Below are 20,037 nucleotides of genomic sequence, written 5' to 3'. Positions count from 1 at the left end.
GCCGGCCCGGGAAAGCCCGGACCGGCGGAAAAAGTGGAGACAAATTGTCCTTATTTGGCGGGAATCGAGAGTTCCCTGCCGATATGGAGCGCGCGCGGACGCGGATTGCCGTTGGCTTCGGCGATCCTGCGCCACAGCGTGCCATCGCCATAGGCGGCCTTGGCGAGATCCCAGAGCGTGTCGCCGCGTGCGATGACGTGCCTGCCGCCTGCTGCGACGCTGCCTTCGGCCGTCGTGGCGGCTGCTTCCGATCCCGTCGTCGCAGTGCCGGACCCGGTATTGCCAGTCGTCGCCGCGCCTTCCGTCGCGGTCGTGCCGCTATCGGCGGGCGTTGCCGCCTCGCCAGCGGTGGCTGGCTTCGTCTCGGTTCCGGTTGCGCCTTCCGCCATGCCGGTGGCGGCGGCCTCGGTGATGCGGCCGTCGGTATAGGGCTTGTAGGGGCGGTGGGCGGAGAGGTAGTCGGCGACCACCAGTTCCAGGTTCGGGCCGAAGTCATAGGGGTTCACGGCGGCCTTCGCGAAGATGGCATAGCCGTCGCCGCCGGCACGCAGGTAGTTGTTGGAGGCGACGCCGTAGGTCTTGTCCGGATCGAGCGGCGCGAAGGCATCGCCCTCCTTTACCTCGACCGAGACGACACGGCTGCCGGCCGGCTTCGACTTGTCGAAGGCGTATTTCAGGCCGGAGACCTGCGGGAAGCGGCCCGCGCCTTCCTCAATCTGGCTGAGGCCGTTTTCGAGCGCGGCGACGAGGTCGGACCCCTTGAGCTGGAAAGTCGCGACGGTGTTCTGGAAGGGCAGCACCGAGAGCACCTCGCCCATGGAGACCGGCCCGGCATCGATGGAGGAGCGCAACCCCCCGCCATTGGTGATTGCGACGGTCATCCCTTGGTTCTTCGTGCGGTCGAGGATGGCGTCGGCCACGAGGTTGCCCATGGCGCATTCGGCGGCGCGGCAGGTTTCGCGCGAGCCGTCGACCGGCCCGGCGGTTTCCGCGACGATCTTGTTCTTCAGCTCGTCGATGGGGCCGGACAGTTCCTTGATGCGGGCAAGGACGGCCTCGTCGGGCTTGATGGAGGAATCGATGGTGATCGGCGCGCCGGTCGCTTCCTTCACCACGCCGGCATCGTCGAAGACGACCTTCAGGTTGCCGAGATACTTCGAATAGGCGCCGGCCTGCACGACGGGCACCTTGTAGCCGCCGGGATTATCGACCATCGTCGGATAGGGGCCTTCCGCCTTGTCCGACGTGCTGGAAAGGAAGCTGTGGGAGTGGCCGCCGACCACGACGTCGACATCCGGAATCTTGGCGATGGCGGCGAGGTCGCGCGGATAGCCGACATGGGTGAGCGCGACGATCTTGTCGACGCCTTCCTTCTTCAACTCGGCGACGGCGGCGGTGATGTCGGCGACATCGTTGCCGATCAGCACGTTCGGGCCGGGGGAGGAGAGTTCCTCGGTGTCGTTGGCGACCGCGCCGACGATGCCGATCTTCTGGCCGCCCTGCTCGATGACGATGAAGGGCTTGATGCGGTCGCCGATCTTGGAGCTGGCGCTGGCGGCGACATTCGCGGTGACCACCGGGAACTGCACCTTGTCGAGGAAGGTGGCGAGGCCATCCTCGCTGTCGTCGAATTCATGGTTGCCGACGGTCATGGCGTCGAACTTCATGAGGTTGAGGAACTCGGCTTCCGCCGCGCCCTTGTAGGTCGTGTAGAAGAGCGAGCCCTGGAAATTGTCGCCGGCATTGAGGAGCAGCACGTTCTTGCCGGAAAGCTTCTGGCGCTCGGCGTCGATGGCGGCCTTCAGGCGCGCGACGCCGCCGAAGCATTCGCCCTTGCCTTCCTCTTCGGCCGAGCAGGTCGAATCGAACTTGTTGATCGCCTCGATGCGCGAATGCAGGTCGTTGATATGCAGGATGTTCAGCTCGTAATCGGCGAATGCCGCACCGCTGGAGAGCGCGATGAGGGAGGCGGCCAGAAGGCTGGATCGGATAAGCGTCATGGTCCTGTTCTCCTCGGTTGCCGCGCCCGATGGCGCGGAGGGCATGCCCGGCTTCCGGATAGGCCGGAAACATGACAGCCGGCCGGCGAATGTTTCCACCGGACGAAAGCAACTTCAAGTGAAAAGACGGTCCCTGCCGGCTACCCGGCCCGAAACGAAAAAAGGGCCTTGCGGCCCTTTTGAGAAGCGAGGTGCCGGATCAGGTGCGGCGCGCCAGCGAGAACTGCGCCCCTTCGGCCGTGGTGCAGTTGAGCTGGTGCTGATTGACCAGCGCGCAATTGACCTTGGACTGCGTGTTGCGCACCAGCGAGGTCATGTTGATCTCGACCAGCGTCGGCGAGGTCTTGATATAGGTGCCGGAGGCGAGGAGCTGGTTCGTATCGGTCGTGCGCGTCGTGAAGGTGCCGCTCGAGAAGGTCGAGACGATGCCGTTCGGATCGACCCAGGCGCCCTCGACGCCCTGCTGCATGGGCTGCTGGGCGACCGGAAGGCTGCGCGGCGCCGGTTCCGTCTGGCACGAAGCAAGCGCTGCGGCGGCGGCAAGCAGGCTGAGGGCTGCGATCGGCTTCATCTGGTTCTCCCAAAGTCTCGGCGGCGCGAAGCACCCGTCCGGTTCGCCAGAACATGCCGTGAAGAGAAGTCGAAAGCAAGACGCGCTGCCCGGCCGGCGGGCATTATCCCATTGAAAGCGAAGCGCCCGCGGGATTGCCGCGGGCGCTTTCCTTGGAAAATTGCGGGCCGGTTCAGCGAACGAGAACGTTCCTGAACTGCCACGGATCCTTCGTGTCGAGGTCTTCCGGGAAGAGGCCCGGGCGGCCGTCGAGCGGGGTCCAGTCGGTGTAGTGGCCTTCGACCGGGCCGAGATAGGGCATCTGTACTTCGAGGCAGCGCTTGTAGTCGACCTCATCGGCTTCCACGATGCCGGCCTTCGGGTTTTCCAGCGCCCAGACCATGCCGGCGAGCACGGCGGAGGTCACCTGCAGGCCGGTCGCGTTCTGGTAGGGGGCGATGCGGCGGGTCTCTTCCAGCGACAGGCGCGAGCCGTACCAGTAGGCGTTCTTGTCGTGGCCGTAGAGCAGCACGCCGAGTTCGTCGACGCCATCGACCAACTCATTCTCGTCGAGGACGTGCAGCACCGGCTGCTGGTGGCCGCCATTGCCGAACATCTCGTGCAGCGACAGCACGGCGTCGTTGCAGGGATGGTAGGCATAGTGGCAGGTCGGGCGGTAGGTGACGTCGCCGTCCTTGTCGCGCACCGTGAAGAAGTCGGCGATCGAGATCGACTCGTTGTGGGTGACGAGGAAGCCGTATTGCGGGCCGGGCGTCGGGCACCAGGAGCGCACGCGCGTGTTGGCGCCGGGCTGCTCCAGATAGATGGCGGCCTTGCAGCCCTTCTTCTGCTTCTTGGCGTTCTTCGGAATCCACTTCTCATGGGTGCCCCAGCCGAGTTCGGCCGGCTGCAGGCCTTCCGAGATGAAGCCCTCCACGGACCAGGTGTTCCAGAAGGTGTTGAAGGGCTTGGGGTTCTTGGTGCGCTGGGTGTCGCGTTCGGCGATGTGAATGCCCTTGACGCCGACCTTCTTCATCAGCTTGGCCCAGCCTTCGCGGTCGTCCTGCGAGGGCTCTTCGAACTTGACTTCGAGGTCCTTGGCAAGGTTCAGCAGCGCCTGCTTGACGAACCAGGAGACCATGCCCGGATTGGCACCGCAGGTCGAAACGGCGGTCGTGCCGCCCGGATGCTTTTCCTTTTCCTTGCGCAGGGTCTCGCGCAGGGCGTAGTTCGTGCGGTCGGCGTTCTTCATGTCCTTGTCGAAATAGAAGCCGAGCCAGGGCTCGACGACCGTATCGATGTAGAGCACGTCGAGCTTGCGGCAGAACTTGATGAGATCGACCGAGCCGGTATCGACGGAGAGGTTGACGCAGAAGCCCTGGCCTTCGCCTTCCGTGAGGAGCGGCTTCAGGAGATCCTTGTAGTTTTCCTTGGTGACATGGGCCTTGATGTGGCGAACGCCGTGGCGGGCATAGAGCTCGGCGTCGGCGTCGTCTTCGCGCGGCTCGATGACGATCAGCCGGTTCCGGTCATACTTGAAGTGGCGCTCGATCAGCGGAAGCGTGCCGCGACCGATGGAGCCGAAACCGATCATCACGATCGGGCCGGTGATTTCGCCATGTACCGGATAGGTGCTGTCTGCCATTTGGGTCTCCTGCGGACGGCCGCTTTGCGCTGAAAATCAGGGCCTCCAAGGCCCCTTAGCATAGTATGGCAGCGCTAGAGCACAGATTTCTGTCACAATAAAGGGCGGCCAAATATTTCTGCGGCGATATGCTTAAGCCGCCGTCGCCGCCTCACGCGAGGACGCAGCGGATCAGGCCGCGCAGCGAATTGCCGGCGAGGATCGTGCCGCCATGAAGGTCCTCCGGCCGCAGCACCGCCTCGGCGGCGCTGCCGGTTTCCAGCAGCTCCTCGCGCAGAACGCCGGCGAGCAGGCCCGAGGCGAGCGGCGGGGTCTTCAGCGGGCCGGTGCCGTCGTCGAGGAACAGCGAGGTGATGGTGCCCTCGCAGAGTTCGCCGCGCTCGTTGAGGAGGATGACTTCGTCGGCCTCGGTCGTGGGGAATTCGGCGCGTGCCGCGGCGTAGAGGGCGCGGCGGGATGTCTTGTGGCGCAGCAGCGGATCGGCGGAGGAGAGGCGGGTGGTGGCGAGCTTCACGCGCCAAACCGCATCCGCCGCAAGGGGTGTGAAGGCGGCGGTCTGCACGTCGATCCGGCCATCGGGGAAGAGTTCGAGGCGGATGCGCAGGGGTTGCGGTTGCGGCGCACCCCCCTCTGCCCTGCCGGGCATCTCCCCCACAGGGGGGGAGATTGGATGGGGGGACGCCTTGCCCATTTCAGTGGCCGCGGTTGAGAGATGACCTTGCCTCTTGCCAATCTCCCCCCTTGTGGGGGAGACGCCCGGCAGGGCAGAGGGGGGTAGCGCGGCGAACAGGGCGTCCCGCGCCTTTTCCGCCCCCGACAATCCAAGCGCCTCCGCCGACCGCGCCAGCCGCGCCAGATGCCGCTCCAGTCGTACGAAGCCGGTGCCGGGTTCCCAGCGCAGGGTCTCGATCAGCGAGATATCCATTGGTCCCCCACGGCGAAGCGCGCCTTCAGCAGGCATTCCTCATATTCCGCCTCTGCGGTGGAATCGAAGACGATGCCGCCGCCGACATTGAAGACGGCGCTGCCGTCCTCGAAGAGCGAGATGGTGCGGATGGCGACGTTGAAGCGCATGGTGCCGTCGGGGGCGATCATGCCGATGGCGCCGCAGTAGGCGTCGCGCGGGCTGTCCTCCAGGTCGTGCAGGATCTCCATGGCGCGCATCTTCGGCGCGCCGGTGATCGAGCCGCAGGGGAAGAGGGCGGCGAAGATATCGCGGATGGAGATGCCCGGCGTCAGCTTCGCCCGGACGTGGCTCACCATCTGGTGCACGGTCGGGTAGGTCTCGACCGCGAAGAGTTTCGGGACGTGCAGCGTGCCGACCTCGGTGATGCGCGAGATGTCGTTGCGCAGTAGGTCGACGATCATGCGGTTTTCCGCCTGCGACTTCGGATCGGCCTGCATGGCGGCGATGATGCGCTCGTCCTCGGCCGCGTTGCCCCCACGCGGCGCGGTGCCCTTCATCGGGTGCGTCTCGATCCAGCCCTCTTTGTCGATATCGAAGAAGAGTTCCGGTGAGCGGGAGAGCAGTTTCGGCCCGTCGAGCGAGACGAAGGCGCCGTAGCGCACCGGCTGGCGTTCGATCAGCGACCAGAAGGCGGCGAGCGGGTCGCCGTTCCAGCGGGCGCGGATCGGCATGGTGAGGTTTGCCTGATAGCAATCGCCCTGCCGGAGGTGCTGATGCAGGCGATCGAAGCGGCCGCGGTAGGTCTCGAAATCCCAGTCGGCCCTGGGATCGGCAAGGAAAGGTTCGTTTTCGACACGTTGCCGCGGCGTCGCGAGCGGGTGCTCGTCCGCCGGCTTTTCGAAGATGCCGAAGCTCATCAGCGGGGTCGGGCGTTTCTCCTTCGCGAGCGGGGCCAGCTTCTTCTCGAAGAGATGGCCGGCCTCATAGCTCATGAAGCCGGCGATCCAGTGGCCCTTTTCGTGGGCGGCCTGCAGGGCCGCGAAGGCCGGCTCGAAGCCGGCGCGCTCGCGCACGGTGACGACCGCGAGCGGATCGGCGAAAACCACCGTCCGATCCTCACGGTCGTCCCTGAGGAGCACAAAGCGTTCGCGGTCGGTCATGCGGGCTTCCGGCTTCTTTTACGATGACGCCTTATCAAGCGCTTCCAGTTCGTCGATCAGCCCCTCGATCATCGACAGTCCCTTGCTCCAGAACGACGGATCGCTCGCATCGAGGCCGAAGGGCTTGAGGAGTTCGGTGTGATGCTTGGTGCCGCCGGCCTTGAGCAGGTCGAAATACTTCGCCTGGAAGCCGGTCTCGGCCTGTTGGTAGACGGCATAGAGCGAGTTCACCAGGCAGTCGCCGAAGGCATAGGCATAGACGTAGAAGGGCGAGTGGATGAAGTGGGGGATATAGGCCCAGTAGGTCTCGTAGCCCTCGGAAATGCGGATCGCCGGGCCGAGGCTTTCGCCCTGCACGGAGAGCCAGAGTTCGCCGATCTGGTCGCTGGTGAGTTCGCCTTCCTTGCGGGCGGTGTGCACCTTGCGCTCGAATTCGTAGAAGGCGATCTGGCGCACGACCGTGTTGATCATGTCCTCCACCTTCTGGGCGAGCATGGCCTTGCGCTCGCGCTTGTCCTTCGTCTTGTCGAGCAGGCTGCGGAAGGTCAGCATCTCGCCGAAGACGGAGGCAGTCTCGGCAAGCGTCAGCGGTGTGGAGGCCATCAATGCGCCCTGGCCGCCGGCCAGAACCTGATGCACGCCATGGCCGAGCTCGTGGGCAAGCGTCATCACGTCGCGCGGCTTGCCCATGTAGTTGACGAGAACATAGGGGTGCGCGGAGGGCACGGTCGGATGGGCGAAGGCGCCGGGGGCCTTGCCGGGACGCACCGGCGCGTCGATCCAGCCCTTGTCGAAGAAGTCCCTGGCGATGGCCGCCATTTCCGGCGCGAAGGCACTGTAGGCCGCGAGCACGGTGTCGCGCGCCTCGCTCCACGGAATGGTTGCATCCGATGTCTCGGGAAGGGGCGCATTGCGGTCCCAGTAGTCCATCTGCTCCATTCCGAGCCACTTTGCCTTCATCGCATAGTAGCGATGGGAGAGGCGCGGATACGCTTCGCGCACGGCTTCCGCCAGCGCCGCAACCACTTCCGGCTCGACGCGGTTGGCGAGGTGCCGGCTGTCGGCGATGTCCTCGAAGCCACGCCAGCGGTCGGAGATTTCCTTGTCCTTGGCGAGCGTGTTGGTGATCAGCGTGAAGGTACGGATATTGTCCTTGAAGGTCTTCGCCAGCGCTTCGGCAGCCTTGCGGCGCGCCTCGCCGTCCGGCGACTGGAGCTGGTTGAGGGCGATTTCCAGCGGCAGTTCCTCGCCGTCGATCGTGTAGCGCAGCGAGGCCATGGTCTCGTCGAAGAGGCGGTTCCAGGCGGCCGCGCCCGTCATCGACTTTTCGAGGAAGAGCTGTTCGGTCTTGTCGTCGAGCTGGTAGGGCTTGTCCTTGCGCAGGTCCTCGATCCACGGGCGGTAATGCGCGGCAAGGGCATCTTTCGTCAGCGCTGCCTCGATGCGTTCGTCTTCTATCCTGTTGAGTTCAAGGGAGAAAAACAGGAGATGCGCGCCGAGGTCGGTGAGCTTGGCCTGTACGTCGCCATAGAACTTGCCGTTCGCCGGCTCGGTCGTGTTGGTGAAATAGGTGAGGCCGGCAAAGGAGATGAGGCGGCCCATCACGTCTTCCAGCGCCTCGAATTCGCGCACGGCCGCGCCGATGCCTTCGTCGCCGGTCTTCTCGGTGGCGGCGTCGAGCTTGCCCTTCCACTTTGCCTCGAAGGCGAGCGAATCCGCTTCGGCCTTCTGCATGTCGGCCTTGAATTCAGGCGAGGCCGGCGAGGGGTAGAGGTCGGCGAGGTTCCAGCCGGGCAGGTCGCCCAGCTCGGCGCCGGCGGCGGCCTCCGCGGTCGCGAAATCGATCCGGGGTTCAAGGAAAGTGCGCTTCATCGATATCTCTCTTCCTGGTGGGCAGGGCGGGTTCATTGCTTGCGTCGGCGTTGGTTAAAATGCAAGCCTTTCTCAAAACGGCATGTTCAACCCTTTCTGCCATGGTCCGCTGGTATCCAGTTCCCCAGGGCGTGCATGACGCGCGCCTTCGGCAAGGAGGTTCCAGTGACGGCCCATATTCTTGTCATCGATGACGATCCTGTCCAGCGCAGGCTTCTGAAGAACATGATCGAGCGCTCCGGTCATATCTGCCATATGGCGGAAAACGGCCGCGCGGGCCTCGATCTGCTCGATCGCAAGGGCGGTCTGATCAATGTGATCCTGCTCGACCTGATGATGCCCGAAATGAACGGTTCTGCCTTCCTCGACGCGCTCGCCGAGCGCGAGAACACCATTCCGGTGATCGTGCAGACGGGGCAGGGCGGCATCGAGACGGTGGTCTCGGCCATGCGCGCCGGCGCCTTCGATTTCGTCGTCAAGCCGGTCTCGCCGGAGCGGCTGAACGTCGCCGTCGGCAATGCGCTGAAGGTCGACCAGCGGGAAGGGCGCGGGCGTACCGGGCGGCGCGGCCGCTCCGAGGCCGTGCAGTTCGACGATATCGTCTCGGCGAGCTCCGAGATGCTGCGCGTGATCGAACTCGGCCGCCGCGCGGCGCAGTCCAACATCCCCGTGGTGCTGGAAGGCGAGTCGGGCGTCGGCAAGGAAATGGTGGCGCGCGCCATCCAGGCGGGAAGCGACCGGGCGCACAAGCCCTTCGTCACCGTCAACTGCGGCGCCATTCCGCACAATCTGGTCGAGAGCATCCTGTTCGGCCACGAGAAGGGCGCCTTCACCGGCGCGACGGAGCGTCATACCGGCAAGTTCATGGAGGCCGACGGCGGCACGCTGTTCCTCGACGAGATCGGCGACCTGCCGCTCGAGGTGCAGGTGAAGCTGCTGCGCGCGGTGCAGCAGGGCGAGATCGAGACGATCGGCGCACGCTTCCCGCAGAAGGTCAATGTCCGCCTCATCTCGGCGACCAACCGCGACCTCATCAACGAGGTGCGCGAGGGGCGCTTCCGCGAGGACCTCTACTACCGCCTCAACGTCTTCCCGATCACCATTCCGGCGCTGCGCCGGCGCAAGGAGGACATCCCGGTCCTGGTGCGCGCCTTCGTGCAGCGCTTCGCCGGGGAGCAGAAGCTCGCCCGCCCGCTCGCCGTCTCGGCCGGCGCGCTGGCGCTGCTGACGGCCTATGACTGGCCGGGCAATATCCGCCAGCTCGAAAACGCCATCTTCCGGGCCGTGGTGCTCTCCGAAGGGGCGGAGCTGACGGCCTCCGACTTCCCGCAGATCGCCGCGCAGGTGCCGGGCTACGGCCTTGCCGAAAGCGGCGCCGCGACTTGGGACACGACGGCCTTCCGCGCGCCGGAGCCGTCGGCCGAGAGCCATCTGCCGAGCGTCTATCCGGACTTCCGCCCGAACGAATCAGTCGATGCCGACGTGCCGGACAATGCGATCTCGAGCGTCGACAAGGGCGGCCATGTGCGCAAGCTGGCCGATGTGGAGGAGGAACTGATCCGCTTCGCCCTGAAATTCTATCATGGCCAGATGAGCCAGGTTGCCCGCAAATTGGGCATCGGCCGCTCGACGCTCTACCGCAAATTGAAGGATTACGGGATCGACCCCGACGATCCGATGAAGGAAGCTGCGTAAAACCCCTTGGAATCCCGGCCACTTGGGATTTCTCGATTGCCGTTTATTCCCTGTTAGTGGATTGTTCACTATAACGGGTGCGCGATGACGAGTGTGGCGGATTTGCCATGCTCTCACCGCAATTGGCAGTCATCTGGGGCAACGGACGTTCGTTGTCCTTCGGACGGGGAAAGAGTTGGCAAATTTGTTCGCATCGATGAAGCGCCCGGGGACGACCCTGGGCAGCCTCTGCAAGACAGTGTTGCAAAAGCTGCCCAAGGCTGTGACCACGGCCGTGCTCTCTGCTGCCCTCATCCTGCCCGCAGCCATTCCCGCGACCGTCCAGGCCGAGAGCGGCAGCCGCACGCTCAAGCTCTATTTCATCCATACCAAGGAAAAGGCCGAGATCACCTTCAAGCGCAACGGCCGCTATGACCAGCGCGGCCTGAAGCAGCTGAACGAGTTCCTGCGCGACTGGCGCCGCAATGAGCCGACGAAGATGGATCCCCGCCTCTTCGACCTCGTCTGGGAAGTCTACCAGAAGGTCGGCGCCACCGGTTACATCAACGTCGTCTCCGCCTATCGCTCGCCGGCCACCAACGGCATGCTGCGCTCGCGCACCAAGGGTGTCGCCAAGAAGAGCCAGCACATGCTCGGCAAGGCGATGGACTTCTACATTCCGGGCGTGAAGCTCGCGACGCTGCGCGCCACGGCCATGAAATTCCAGGTCGGCGGCGTCGGCTACTATCCGACCTCCGGCTCGCCCTTCGTCCATCTCGACGTCGGCGGCGTGCGCGCCTGGCCGCGCATGAGCCGCCAGGAACTCGTCAGCCTGTTCCCCGACGGCAAGACCATGCATGTGCCGACGGACGGCAAGCCGCTGCCGGGCTACCAGCAGGCGGTCGCCGACTACAAGCGCCGCGTCGGCTCGGATGCCATCCAGGTCGCCGGCGGCGGCTCCAAGCCTTCGGCCTCCAAGCGCAAGGGCGGCTTCCTCGCCAACCTCTTCGGCGGAGGCGGCGACGAGGATGAAGAACCCGAAATGATCGCCAGCAGCGCGGCGATCGCCGACGACTTCGACGAGGGCGGTTCCGGCCGTCCGGCGGCGAAGGCCGTGCAGGAGGCGCAGCCCGCCGCGGCCGAAGCGGAGACGGAGCTTGCCTTCAACGCGCCCGTTCCCGGCAGCCGCCCGGCCTTCAAGTCCGCCGAGACGAGCGAGCTTGCGCTTGTCGCGCCGCCGACGAGCGGTGCCGTCGCTGCGCTCGAAGCGGCGACGACCGAAGAGCAGACGCCTGAATACGAAGACCTCGCCGCCTACAAGATCCCGCTTCCCGTCATGCTCGGCGCGCGCGGCCAGGCCGGCGATGCCCAGCCGGGCGACGTGATGACCGCCGAAGCGGCGGCCGAGGACGGCGAGGAGCTGGCCATGGTGCCGGTGCCGGGCCTGCGCCCGCAGGTCGAGCTGGACAAGACGCAAACGGCGCTGATGGCGGCCGCGGAAGCGGACGTCGCCCTGCCGACGACTGCCGATCGCTCCGGCCTTGCCGCGCTCGCCGATCCGGCGACGGGCGGCGGCGACAATGCGCCGGTCGAGATGGCCGCGCTGATGCCGACGAATGGCGGTGCGACCCGCTCGCTTTCCGGCGCCGACGCCTTCGACGCCAAGACGGCGGAAGAGGTGCCGGCCAAGGGCGGCCGTCCGAAGAAGAAGGACGCCGATGCCGCCAGCCGCGGTGCGATCCGCACCGAGCCGAAGCTGTCGCAGAAGATCCTGTCGCAATGGGCGCTGACCCAGGGCCGTGTCGCGACACTGTCCAAGCCGGTCAAGGCGCCGCGCTTCGTCAGCCGCACGCTGCGCGCCGCGCCGACCACCGTCTATATGGCCGGCTTCCAGTCGGAAGGCCACTCGGTCGACGCCGGCCGCTTCAGCGGCAATGCGGTGAACTTCATGGAAGTCCGCAAGTTCGAGAGCGCCGAGAACTGAGCGGCAAGACATAGCCAATAAAAAACCCGCCGGAGCGATCCGGCGGGTTTTTTATTGGCCTTGCGGGAGGCTTATTCGGCGTCCGGCGGCAGCTCGACCATGCCGAGGGCCTGGAGATAGGTGTCGAGGATCGCTTCCTGCTCCATGCGCTCGTCCTTGTCCTGCTTGCGGATCTGGATGACCTTGCGCAGGATCTTGGTGTCGAAGCCGACGCCCTTGGCTTCGCCGTAGACGTCCTTGATGTCGTCGGCGATGGTTTTCTTTTCTTCCTCGAGCCGCTCGATGCGTTCGATGAACGCGCGAAGCTGGTCGCGTGCGACGCCGTGGGCATCCGACATGGTCTTCTCCTTGGATGGGCTGGTAGAAATTCGAAGGTGCCGTGACTTGCCGCGAACTTCCGGCAAGATCAAGACCAATCGTGCGCCGCCTGCCGATTTTCGCGCGGCGAAGGCGTCATTCCTTCGGGCGGTTGTCCTCGAAGGCGGCCTTCTGCGCGTCGGTCGCCTCGCGCTGGTAGCGCGCGCGCCATTCCTCGTAGGGCATGCCGTAGACGATCTCGCGGGAGGCTTCCTTGTCGAGCGGCACGCCCGCCTCGTTGGCGGCATCGCGGTACCAGTTGGACAGGCAGTTGCGGCAGAAGCCGGCAAGGTTCATCAGGTCGATGTTCTGCACGTCGGTGCGCTCGCGCAGATGCCGCACGAGGCGCCGGAAGGCGGCGGCCTCGAATTCGGTCTGCTGTTCCTTGCTGAGGTCGGTCATCGTCTCTGTCTCAATAGGGTCCGGTGCGGGACGGGTGTATCTCGTATGTGTGCAGGCTCTCGTCGGCATTCAAGCGCGAGAAGACCGGCGCCAGCCGGTCGACCCAGCGGGCGATGCCGGCTTCGTCGCCGATCTCGTCCTGGCGGATCTCGATGAGCGCGTGGGCAATGCCGGGCTTCATGCAGTGGCGGAACATGGTGTCGCCGCGCAGCGCTCCGTCATAGGGCTCGTTGTCGCCGACGACGACATCGCCCGGCGCTTCCAGCGCGGCGAGCAGCGCGCGCACCGCGCGGGGGTCGCTGTCCCACAGCACCGTCACCTGCCAGGGGCGGGGAACGCCCTTCCAGGCCGGCGTGAAGGAATGCATGGAGAGAACAAGCGGCGCCTTGCCCGTCTTGTCCGCAACGGCGGCGATCGTGCGGGACACGGCATCGTGATAGGGGCGGTGGAAGGTTTCCAGCCGGTATTGCCATTCTTCGGGCGTGATCGGATGATTGCCTGGAATGATCGCGCCGTCGGAAATGCGCATGACGAGCGTCGGGTCGTCCTCGCCCCGGTTGGGATCGATGAGAAGGCGGGAAAAGCGGCTCATGACCACCGGCGCGTTCAGCCGGGCATTGAGGCCGCGCACCACCCCTTCGACGCCGATATCGTAGGCGATGTGGCGCTCGAAGGCGCTTTCCGGCAGGCCGAGGCGGCCATAGCGTTCGGGCAGGCGGTTGGTGGCATGGTCCGCCAGGATGACCAGCCCGAGGGCAGGGTCGCCGTCGATGATCTCGAAAGGGGGAAGGTCCTGCATGCTTTTGCCGTCCGTCTGCCGCGCCGCGCGAGTGATCGCATGGGGCGATCCGCCCCGCAACCCGCAATGCCTGGTGTTTCGGAAAGATTCCTTCGCTTTTTGTGACGATGTAATCGATTAGAGCCGCGTTGACATTCCTGCCCCGTCGTCGCAAGAAAGCGCATATTCAAATCAACGGAGTTCCATTGGAAGCCGTGAGAGCCAATAGCCATCGCCCGACTTTCCTGAAAGCCAGCGGTCTTCTCCAGGCCGGCCTCTTCCTTTTCGCGGGTTTCCTCGCGCTGTCCGTGCCGGAGGAGGCGAGAGCCGATTTCCGCGTCTGCAACGGCACGCAGAACCTCGTCGGCGTCGCGATCGGTTATCGCGCCAAGGAAGGCTGGATCACCGAAGGCTGGTGGCAGGTCCCCGCGACGACCTGCGCCACGCTGATCGAGGGCGAGCTGCAGTCGCGCTACTATTACCTCTATGCCGAAGACGCCGCCCGCGGCGGCCGCTGGACCGGCGACGTCAACATGTGCGTGGCCGAGAACGAGTTCAAGATCACCGGCGTGCAGGACTGCTTTGCCCGCGGTTTCCAGCGCATGGGCTTCAAGGAATATGACACGGGGCGACAGGGAAGCTGGATGGTACAGCTTTCCGATACGCCAGGGACGCAGGAAAGCCAGAACTGATGAGACGGAACAGAAAAGTCAAAATCCTCGCCACGCTCGGACCGGCATCGTCTGACGAGCAGATGATCCAGAAGCTGCACGAGGCGGGAGCAGACCTGTTCCGCATCAACATGAGCCATGCCAGCCACGACGTGATGCGCACGCTGATCAGCCGCATCCGCGCCGTGGAGGCCCGCTGCGGCCGCCCGATCGGCATCCTCGCCGACCTGCAGGGCCCGAAGCTGCGCGTCGGCAAGTTCGCCAATGGCTCGGAAGAGCTGAAGCCCGGCCAGACCTTCACGCTCGACAACAAGGACGTGCCCGGCGACAATACCCGCGTGTTCCTGCCGCATCCGGAAATCCTGGAAGCGGTCAAGCCCGGCCATCGCCTGCTGATCGACGACGGCAAGCTGCACCTGCGCGCCGAGAGCGCCGACGGCAAGTCGATCGTCTGCACGGTCGTCTCCGGCACCAAAATCTCCGACCGCAAGGGCGTCAGCCTGCCCGACACGCTGCTCGGCGTCGGCGCGCTGACGGAGAAGGACCGCGTCGACCTCGACGCCGTTCTGGCAACCGGTAGCGTCGACTGGGTGGCGCTTTCCTTCATCCAGCGCCCGGAAGACCTTGCCGAGGTGCGCAAGGTCGCGCGCGGCCGCGTCGGCCTGATGTCGAAGATCGAAAAGCCCCAGGCCGTCGAGCGCATCGACGAGATCATCGAGCTTTCCGACGCCCTGATGGTCGCCCGCGGCGACCTCGGCGTGGAAATGCCGCTGGAAGCCGTCCCGGGCATCCAGAAGCAGCTCATCCGCGCCTGCCGCCGCGCCGGCAAGCCGGTGGTCGTCGCCACGCAGATGCTGGAATCGATGATTTCCGCGCCGGTTCCGACCCGCGCCGAGGTCTCCGACGTCGCGACCGCCGTCTTCGAGGGCGCGGACGCCGTCATGCTGTCGGCCGAATCGGCTTCCGGCGCCTATCCGGTCGAGGCCGTCTCCACCATGGCGTCCATCGCCAGCACGGTCGAGCGCGACCCGCACTATCCCGGCATCATCTACGCCCAGCGTTCGACGCCGGAAGCGACCGGCGCCGACGCCATCTCGCTCGCCGCCCGCCAGATCGCCGAAACGCTGAAGCTGTCGGCCATCGTCTGTTATACCTCGTCGGGCGCGACAGGCCTGCGCACGGCCCGCGAGCGGCCGGACGTGCCGGTGCTGGCGCTCTCGCCGGTCATCGAGACGGCGCGCCGCCTCTCGGTCGTCTGGGGCCTGCACTGCGTCGTCACGGGCGATGCGGAAGACCTCGACGACATGGTGAACCGCGCCTGCCGCATCGTCGTCAGCGAGGAGTTCGGCAAGCCGGGCGACCGCATCATCATCTCGGCCGGCGTCCCGCTCGGCACGCCCGGCGCGACGAACATGCTGCGCATCGCCTATATCGCCGCGGACGGCGTCAGCGGCGTCTGAGGGGCTTTCCCGGAATGATTTGGGAGAGGCGGGCTTCGGCCCGCCTTTTTCGTTTCAGGCGGCCGGAGGCGGCTGTTCAGGTGCGCTGGCCGGTGAGCTTCTCGGAAAGGTCGCCGTATTCCTTCTGGGCATCCCGCTCGGCGGGATAGACGTCGAGGAATTTTTCCCAGGCCTTCAGGGAGAGCTCGTCGCGTCCGGTCTGGGCCATGATGGCGGCCATGCCGGCGAGGGCGCCGAAGTGGCGCGGCTCGATCTTCAGCACCTGGTTGAGGTCCGACATGGACTTGCGATAGTTGCCCATCTTGAAATGCAGCGTCGCGCGGCGGTTCCAGCCCTCGACATAGTCGGGGCGCAGGCGAATCGCCTCGTCGAGATAGTCGAGCGCCGCAGCGTTCTTGTCCTCGTCGACGGCCTTGTCGGTCCATTGCATCAGGAGATTGACGGTGGCGCTGCCGGAATCCTGCCATTCCCTGCGGATCTGGTTGGCGATCCCCTTGGCGGCGTCCGGATTTGCCTCGCGTTTCAGGGCATCGAAGAGCTTGTCGAGACGCTGGGCCTGCGTGGCGAAGGCGGTGGACGACGGGTCCACGGAGGCCTTGTCCGCCTGTTGCGCAAGGGCATCGGCCGGCGCGGAGGCGACGAGGGCGAGGGAAAGATAAAGTGCAGCAAGCATGAAAAAGCGCATGGCGGTTATGGTAAACCGCCATGGCCCAACTTCAAATCGATATTTGTCGATCAACGCTTCCCGCAAGGCGGAAAGGCGACCACGACGCCCGATCAGCCCTGACGAGCCTTGAAGCGCGGGTTCTGCTTGTTGATGATGTAAACACGGCCCTTGCGGCGAACAAGGCGGTTCTCGCGGTGGCGAGCCTTGAGCGACTTGAGCGAATTCTTGATCTTCATTTTTCTGATCCGCGTATTGCAGGGCGACTCGAGTTCGCCGGATTTCCTCAATCAAAAACGCGCCGTTTCGGGCGCGCTTTCAGGTTGGCAGGCATGTAACCCGTGACATTTGCTCTGTCAACCGTGGCCGGCGGGTTTTCCGTGGAACTGTGCCGGTTTTCCAGCCTCCGGCGTGGCTTTTCAGCCGATAATCTGCGTCACATGCCCCATCTTGCGGCCGGGACGGGCCTCCGTCTTGCCGTAGAGATGGACCAGCACATCGGGCTTTGCGAGCCAGGCGGGAACGTCGTTGATGTCGTCGCCGATGAGGTTCTGCATCACGCAGTCCGAGTGGCGGCGCGGGTCGCCCAGCGCGTGGCCGGCGACGGCGCGGATATGCTGTTCGAACTGCGAGACCACGCAGGCCGCCTCCGTCCAGTGGCCGGAATTGTGCACGCGCGGGGCGATCTCGTTGGCGACGAGGCCGCCATCGGGCAGCACGAAGAACTCGACGCCGATGACGCCGACATAGGCGAGGTGGTCGAGAAGGGCGCGTGCGGCCTTGCGCGCCTGGTCTGCCGTCGCCTCGCTGACGCGGGCGGGCAGGGTCGAGGTGTGCAGGATGCCGTTGCGGTGGACGTTCTCCGCCGGATCGTAGCAGGCGATGGTGCCTTCGCCGTCGCGGGCGGCGATGATCGAGATCTCCCGCTCGAAGGGGATGAGGCTTTCCAGGATCAGCGGCACGCCGCCGAGCGCCTCGAAGGCGCCCTCGCGGCTTTCGGCCGGCGAACGGAACAGGCGCTGGCCCTTGCCGTCATAGCCGAGCCGGCGCGTCTTGAGCACGCCGACGCCACCGAAGCTGTCGAGCGCGGCCTCGAGGTCGGCCTGGCTGTCGACGGCGGCGAAATCGGCGGTGAGGATGCCGCAATCGCGGATGAAGCTCTTCTCCACCAGCCGGTCCTGCGAGACTTCCAGCGCGCGCGGCGGCGGGAAGACCGGAACGGAGGCGGCGAGTGCGGCGGCGGCGGCGACCGGCACGTTCTCGAATTCGTAGGTCACGACGTCCGAGATGCGGGCGAGCTCGGCGAGCGCGTCCGGATCGTCATAGGCCGCGACGATCTGGGCATTGGCGACCTGTGCGGCCGGACAATCGGCCTGCGGCTCCAGGATGACGGTGTTGAGGTTGAGGCGGGCGGCCGCCATGGCCAGCATGCGGCCGAGCTGGCCGCCGCCGATGATGCCGACGGTGCGCGCGCTCATAGGGGGCCGTCCACGGGATATTCGGCGACCGCGCTGGACTGGTTCTCGCGCCATTCGTCGAGCCTGTGGGCGAGCTCGGGATCGCTGAGGGCCAGAACGGCGGCCGCGAGCAGCGCGGCGTTCACCGCGCCCGCCTTGCCGATGGCGAGCGTGCCGACGGGAATGCCGGCCGGCATCTGCACGATGGAGAGCAGGCTGTCCTGGCCGGACAGCGCCTTGGACTGGACCGGAACGCCGAAGACCGGAAGCGGCGTCATCGCGGCCGCCATGCCGGGCAGGTGGGCCGCCCCGCCGGCGCCGGCGACGATGACCTTGAAGCCCTCCGCCTTCGCCCCGCGGGCGAAGCTGTAGAGCCGGTCGGGCGTGCGGTGCGCCGAAATGATGCGGGCCTCGTAATCGACGCCGAGCGCATCGAGCGTGTCGGCGGCGTTCTTCATCGTCTCCCAGTCGGACTGGCTTCCCATGATGATGGCGACGGGGGGCGTTTCTGTGGTGTCCAAGGCGTCTCGTCCGTTCAGGCGATGATGTCGGGAATGATCTGGTCTTCCAGCTTGGAAATCTTGTCCTTGAGGATCAGTTTCTTCTTCTTCATCCGCTGGATTCTGAGGGCTTCGCAGCCGGTCTGGATCATGGCGTTGATCGCGGTGTCGTAGTCTTCGTGTTCCTGGCGCAGCCGTGCAACGGCAAGCCGCAATTCAGCCTGTTCCTGGTCTGCCATGCTATTCGTTCCCCTCGGCGGAGAGGGCGGACCGACCGCCCTCCTCCAGTCTCAACAAAGGCTGCTCCTACCACGAAAGCCCTGGTAACGGGAAGTTATCCCTTGCCACGTTTTCGCCTTCGACAAATGAAAAATGACATGGCACACTGACTTTGTTGCAACCTGGATCATCCGGCACGCAAGTGACCGGGTGCAAGCAAAAGGAAGGAACTGTCACATGACGATTGAGGCTCATCTGGCCACGCTCGAAAAGAAGCACGTTGCTCTGGAGGAAGAGCTGCATGCTGCAATGAATCGCCCCTCCGCAGAGGATCAGGCGATTGCGGACCTGAAGCGTCGCAAGCTGCGCATCAAGGATGAGATTGAGCGTCTTCGCTCTTCCACCCACTGAAAAGACAGGGATTTTTCCAAAGTTACAAAGGAGTGAGGGTCGCGTAGAGACTGGTCTGTATGGGAAGACCCGGGCTTGAACCCGTTTCGCGAAACCGCCCTTCAAAGACGAATTTTTAGATGTCGTGACGCCCTGGCCCGTTCGAAAGACGCGCCGGGGCGTTTTGTTTCAGGATGGGACGGGTGGCTCACGACCAGAACTGGTCGAGCCAGAGATTGAGCCTGTCGAAGCCCTTCGCATTGATGGCGTAGATGCGCTTCGTGCCCTCGGCCTTCACGCTGACGAGGTTGGAATCGAGCAGGGCCTTCAAGTGCTGGGAGACCGCGGGGCGGCTGATCGGCAGGCCTTCGGAGAGTTCGTTGACCGTGCGCGGCGCGCGTCGGAGTTCCTCCAGCAGGAACCTGCGGTTGGGATCGGCAATCGCAGCAAAGGGATCCGGGTGCGCCATGGCCGAAAGCTATGGCAAAGCAGCATTTCCGGCAAGCAAATTGTGCAGTGCCGAAAAGCCCTCAGACGAAGGCGGCCGCCCCATCATAGACGAGTTTCAGGCCGGCGATGAGGGCCATCGCATACATGAAGGGATAGAAGACATCCGGCTTCATGCGCTTGACGATAAAGCCGCCGCAGGCCGTCGCCGCGATGGCGAGGGGAACGAGCGTCGCGGAGATCGTCAGGTTCTCGGTATCGAGCTGGCCGAGGGCGAAATAGGGGCCGAGCTTGATGAAATTGAGGATGGCGAAGAAGCGCACGCCCGCGCCGGTATATTCGCGCGGCGGCAGCTTCAGCGGCAGTCCGTAGACCTGGAAGGGCGCGCCGCCCGCATGGGCGACGAAGCTGCCATAGCCGGAAAGCGTGCCGAGGAAGGCCGCCGGCACCAGCCGGTGCGGCTTCGCGGCGATGACGTAGCCGTGCCGGGCGCGCCAGCTGTTGTAGAAAAAGCGAGCGACGAAGAGCACGGTAATGAGGCCGATGATGAGGCGCAGCGCATCGCGGGGCACATAGGCCGAGGTCGCCCAGCCGATGGCGATGCCGAAAAGCGCGCCGGGCAGCATCATCTTCAGGAGCGTGCGGTCGTTGTGCCGGCGCCAGATATAGAGCGACACGCAATCCATCACGACGAGGATCGGCAGGAGGATGGCGGCGGCCTGCACCGGCGGCACGGCCATGGCCAGCAGCGGCACGCCCATGAGGGCAAGCGCCTCGCCCATGCCGCCCTTGGTGAGTCCGACGAGCAGGACTGCGGGGATGGCGGCATAATAGATGGCGGGGTCGATGGGCATGGAAGGCGATTGATCCTCTTCGTCCTTCCGTCTATCCGCTTTGATC

At 65.2% G+C, this 20,037-nt stretch carries 21 protein-coding genes; 5 read left to right on the top strand and 16 right to left on the bottom strand.

Annotation, left to right across the window (positions count from 1 at the left end; all coding sequences use genetic code 11):
* Positions 1-50 precede the first annotated feature (50 nt).
* The 6 genes from ACZ48C_RS12240 to ACZ48C_RS12215 all read right to left on the bottom strand — a co-directional run bounded on the left by ACZ48C_RS12240 (position 51) and on the right by ACZ48C_RS12215 (position 8,134).
* Positions 51-2,000: a 5'-nucleotidase C-terminal domain-containing protein gene (locus ACZ48C_RS12240; protein ID WP_464781255.1), complete on the bottom strand. Its 1,950-nt coding sequence runs from the start codon at positions 1,998-2,000 to the stop codon at positions 51-53.
* 199 nt (positions 2,001-2,199) lie between these two features.
* On the bottom strand, positions 2,200-2,571 hold the full coding sequence (gene omp10 / locus ACZ48C_RS12235) for an outer membrane lipoprotein Omp10 (RefSeq protein ID WP_415212561.1): 372 nt from the start codon (positions 2,569-2,571) through the stop codon (positions 2,200-2,202).
* 172 nt (positions 2,572-2,743) lie between these two features.
* Positions 2,744-4,195: a homospermidine synthase gene (locus ACZ48C_RS12230; protein WP_119256680.1), complete on the bottom strand. Its 1,452-nt coding sequence runs from the start codon at positions 4,193-4,195 to the stop codon at positions 2,744-2,746.
* Between the two features lie 151 nt (positions 4,196-4,346).
* Positions 4,347-5,120: an aminotransferase class IV family protein gene (locus ACZ48C_RS12225; RefSeq protein ID WP_464781254.1), complete on the bottom strand. Its 774-nt coding sequence runs from the start codon at positions 5,118-5,120 to the stop codon at positions 4,347-4,349.
* Positions 5,105-6,262: an aminodeoxychorismate synthase component I gene (locus tag ACZ48C_RS12220; protein WP_464781253.1), complete on the bottom strand. Its 1,158-nt coding sequence runs from the start codon at positions 6,260-6,262 to the stop codon at positions 5,105-5,107. Before ACZ48C_RS12220 ends, ACZ48C_RS12225 begins: the two co-directional genes overlap by 16 nt.
* Positions 6,263-6,280: 18 nt before the next feature.
* Complete coding sequence (locus ACZ48C_RS12215; RefSeq protein WP_464781252.1) at positions 6,281-8,134, bottom strand: M3 family oligoendopeptidase; 1,854 nt, start codon at positions 8,132-8,134, stop codon at positions 6,281-6,283.
* Positions 8,135-8,299: 165 nt separating this feature from the next.
* On the opposite strand from ACZ48C_RS12215, the gene ACZ48C_RS12210 reads away from it, so the two are divergent.
* A complete protein-coding gene (locus tag ACZ48C_RS12210; RefSeq protein ID WP_454631955.1) occupies positions 8,300-9,829 on the top strand; it encodes a sigma-54-dependent transcriptional regulator in 1,530 nt (509 codons plus the stop codon).
* A 196-nt stretch (positions 9,830-10,025) separates the two neighbouring features.
* Positions 10,026-11,792 carry a peptidoglycan L,D-endopeptidase MepK gene (locus ACZ48C_RS12205; RefSeq protein WP_318912447.1) on the top strand — a complete coding sequence of 589 codons (1,767 nt, stop codon included), beginning with the start codon at positions 10,026-10,028 and terminating at the stop codon, positions 11,790-11,792.
* A 71-nt stretch (positions 11,793-11,863) separates the two neighbouring features.
* Here the strand turns inward: ACZ48C_RS12205 and ACZ48C_RS12200 are convergent, their stop codons facing one another.
* The 3 genes from ACZ48C_RS12200 to ACZ48C_RS12190 all read right to left on the bottom strand — a co-directional run bounded on the left by ACZ48C_RS12200 (position 11,864) and on the right by ACZ48C_RS12190 (position 13,350).
* Positions 11,864-12,130, bottom strand: coding sequence for a DUF2312 domain-containing protein (locus tag ACZ48C_RS12200; RefSeq protein WP_119256684.1), 267 nt, complete (start codon positions 12,128-12,130; stop codon positions 11,864-11,866).
* Positions 12,131-12,245: 115 nt separating this feature from the next.
* Complete coding sequence (locus tag ACZ48C_RS12195; RefSeq protein ID WP_119256685.1) at positions 12,246-12,551, bottom strand: DUF1244 domain-containing protein; 306 nt, start codon at positions 12,549-12,551, stop codon at positions 12,246-12,248.
* A 10-nt stretch (positions 12,552-12,561) separates the two neighbouring features.
* Positions 12,562-13,350 carry an N-formylglutamate amidohydrolase gene (locus tag ACZ48C_RS12190; RefSeq protein ID WP_464781251.1) on the bottom strand — a complete coding sequence of 263 codons (789 nt, stop codon included), beginning with the start codon at positions 13,348-13,350 and terminating at the stop codon, positions 12,562-12,564.
* A 194-nt stretch (positions 13,351-13,544) separates the two neighbouring features.
* On the opposite strand from ACZ48C_RS12190, the gene ACZ48C_RS12185 reads away from it, so the two are divergent.
* Both ACZ48C_RS12185 and pyk read left to right on the top strand, forming a co-directional pair.
* Positions 13,545-14,021 (top strand): DUF1036 domain-containing protein, encoded by a 477-nt coding sequence (locus ACZ48C_RS12185; protein WP_119256797.1) that lies wholly within the window; start codon positions 13,545-13,547, stop codon positions 14,019-14,021.
* Positions 14,021-15,460 carry a pyruvate kinase gene (pyk, locus tag ACZ48C_RS12180; RefSeq protein ID WP_119256687.1) on the top strand — a complete coding sequence of 480 codons (1,440 nt, stop codon included), beginning with the start codon at positions 14,021-14,023 and terminating at the stop codon, positions 15,458-15,460. The genes ACZ48C_RS12185 and pyk overlap by 1 nt, the downstream gene beginning before the upstream one ends.
* Positions 15,461-15,536: 76 nt before the next feature.
* Here the strand turns inward: pyk and ACZ48C_RS12175 are convergent, their stop codons facing one another.
* The 5 genes from ACZ48C_RS12175 to ACZ48C_RS12155 all read right to left on the bottom strand — a co-directional run bounded on the left by ACZ48C_RS12175 (position 15,537) and on the right by ACZ48C_RS12155 (position 18,320).
* A complete protein-coding gene (locus ACZ48C_RS12175; protein ID WP_464782807.1) occupies positions 15,537-16,154 on the bottom strand; it encodes a tetratricopeptide repeat protein in 618 nt (205 codons plus the stop codon).
* A gap of 83 nt (positions 16,155-16,237) precedes the next feature.
* The gene (gene ykgO, locus ACZ48C_RS12170; protein ID WP_119256688.1) at positions 16,238-16,363 is read right to left on the bottom strand and encodes a type B 50S ribosomal protein L36; all 126 of its coding nucleotides are present in this window, start codon (positions 16,361-16,363) and stop codon (positions 16,238-16,240) included.
* Positions 16,364-16,543: 180 nt separating this feature from the next.
* Entirely contained in the window at positions 16,544-17,602 is a 1,059-nt protein-coding gene (locus tag ACZ48C_RS12165; protein ID WP_464781250.1) for a 5-(carboxyamino)imidazole ribonucleotide synthase, read from the bottom strand.
* Entirely contained in the window at positions 17,599-18,066 is a 468-nt protein-coding gene (gene purE, locus ACZ48C_RS12160; RefSeq protein WP_313196504.1) for a 5-(carboxyamino)imidazole ribonucleotide mutase, read from the bottom strand. Before purE ends, ACZ48C_RS12165 begins: the two co-directional genes overlap by 4 nt.
* Before the next feature lie 50 nt (positions 18,067-18,116).
* Positions 18,117-18,320, bottom strand: a complete 204-nt coding sequence (locus ACZ48C_RS12155) for a YdcH family protein (protein WP_119256690.1) — start codon at positions 18,318-18,320, stop codon at positions 18,117-18,119.
* Between the two features lie 217 nt (positions 18,321-18,537).
* On the opposite strand from ACZ48C_RS12155, the gene ACZ48C_RS12150 reads away from it, so the two are divergent.
* Positions 18,538-18,711: a YdcH family protein gene (locus tag ACZ48C_RS12150; protein WP_119256691.1), complete on the top strand. Its 174-nt coding sequence runs from the start codon at positions 18,538-18,540 to the stop codon at positions 18,709-18,711.
* 187 nt (positions 18,712-18,898) lie between these two features.
* On the opposite strand, the gene ACZ48C_RS12145 is transcribed toward ACZ48C_RS12150, so the two are convergent.
* Both ACZ48C_RS12145 and ACZ48C_RS12140 read right to left on the bottom strand, forming a co-directional pair.
* Positions 18,899-19,159, bottom strand: a complete 261-nt coding sequence (locus ACZ48C_RS12145) for an ArsR/SmtB family transcription factor (RefSeq protein WP_117370534.1) — start codon at positions 19,157-19,159, stop codon at positions 18,899-18,901.
* 61 nt (positions 19,160-19,220) lie between these two features.
* Positions 19,221-19,991, bottom strand: coding sequence for a sulfite exporter TauE/SafE family protein (locus ACZ48C_RS12140; RefSeq protein WP_464781249.1), 771 nt, complete (start codon positions 19,989-19,991; stop codon positions 19,221-19,223).
* Positions 19,992-20,037: the final 46 nt, after the last annotated feature.

The sequence above is a fragment of the Shinella sp. 1A1 genome (genome assembly GCF_055379515.1).
Note: the sequence above shows the minus strand (reverse complement) of the source record. Positions and strands in the feature narration are given on the sequence as shown.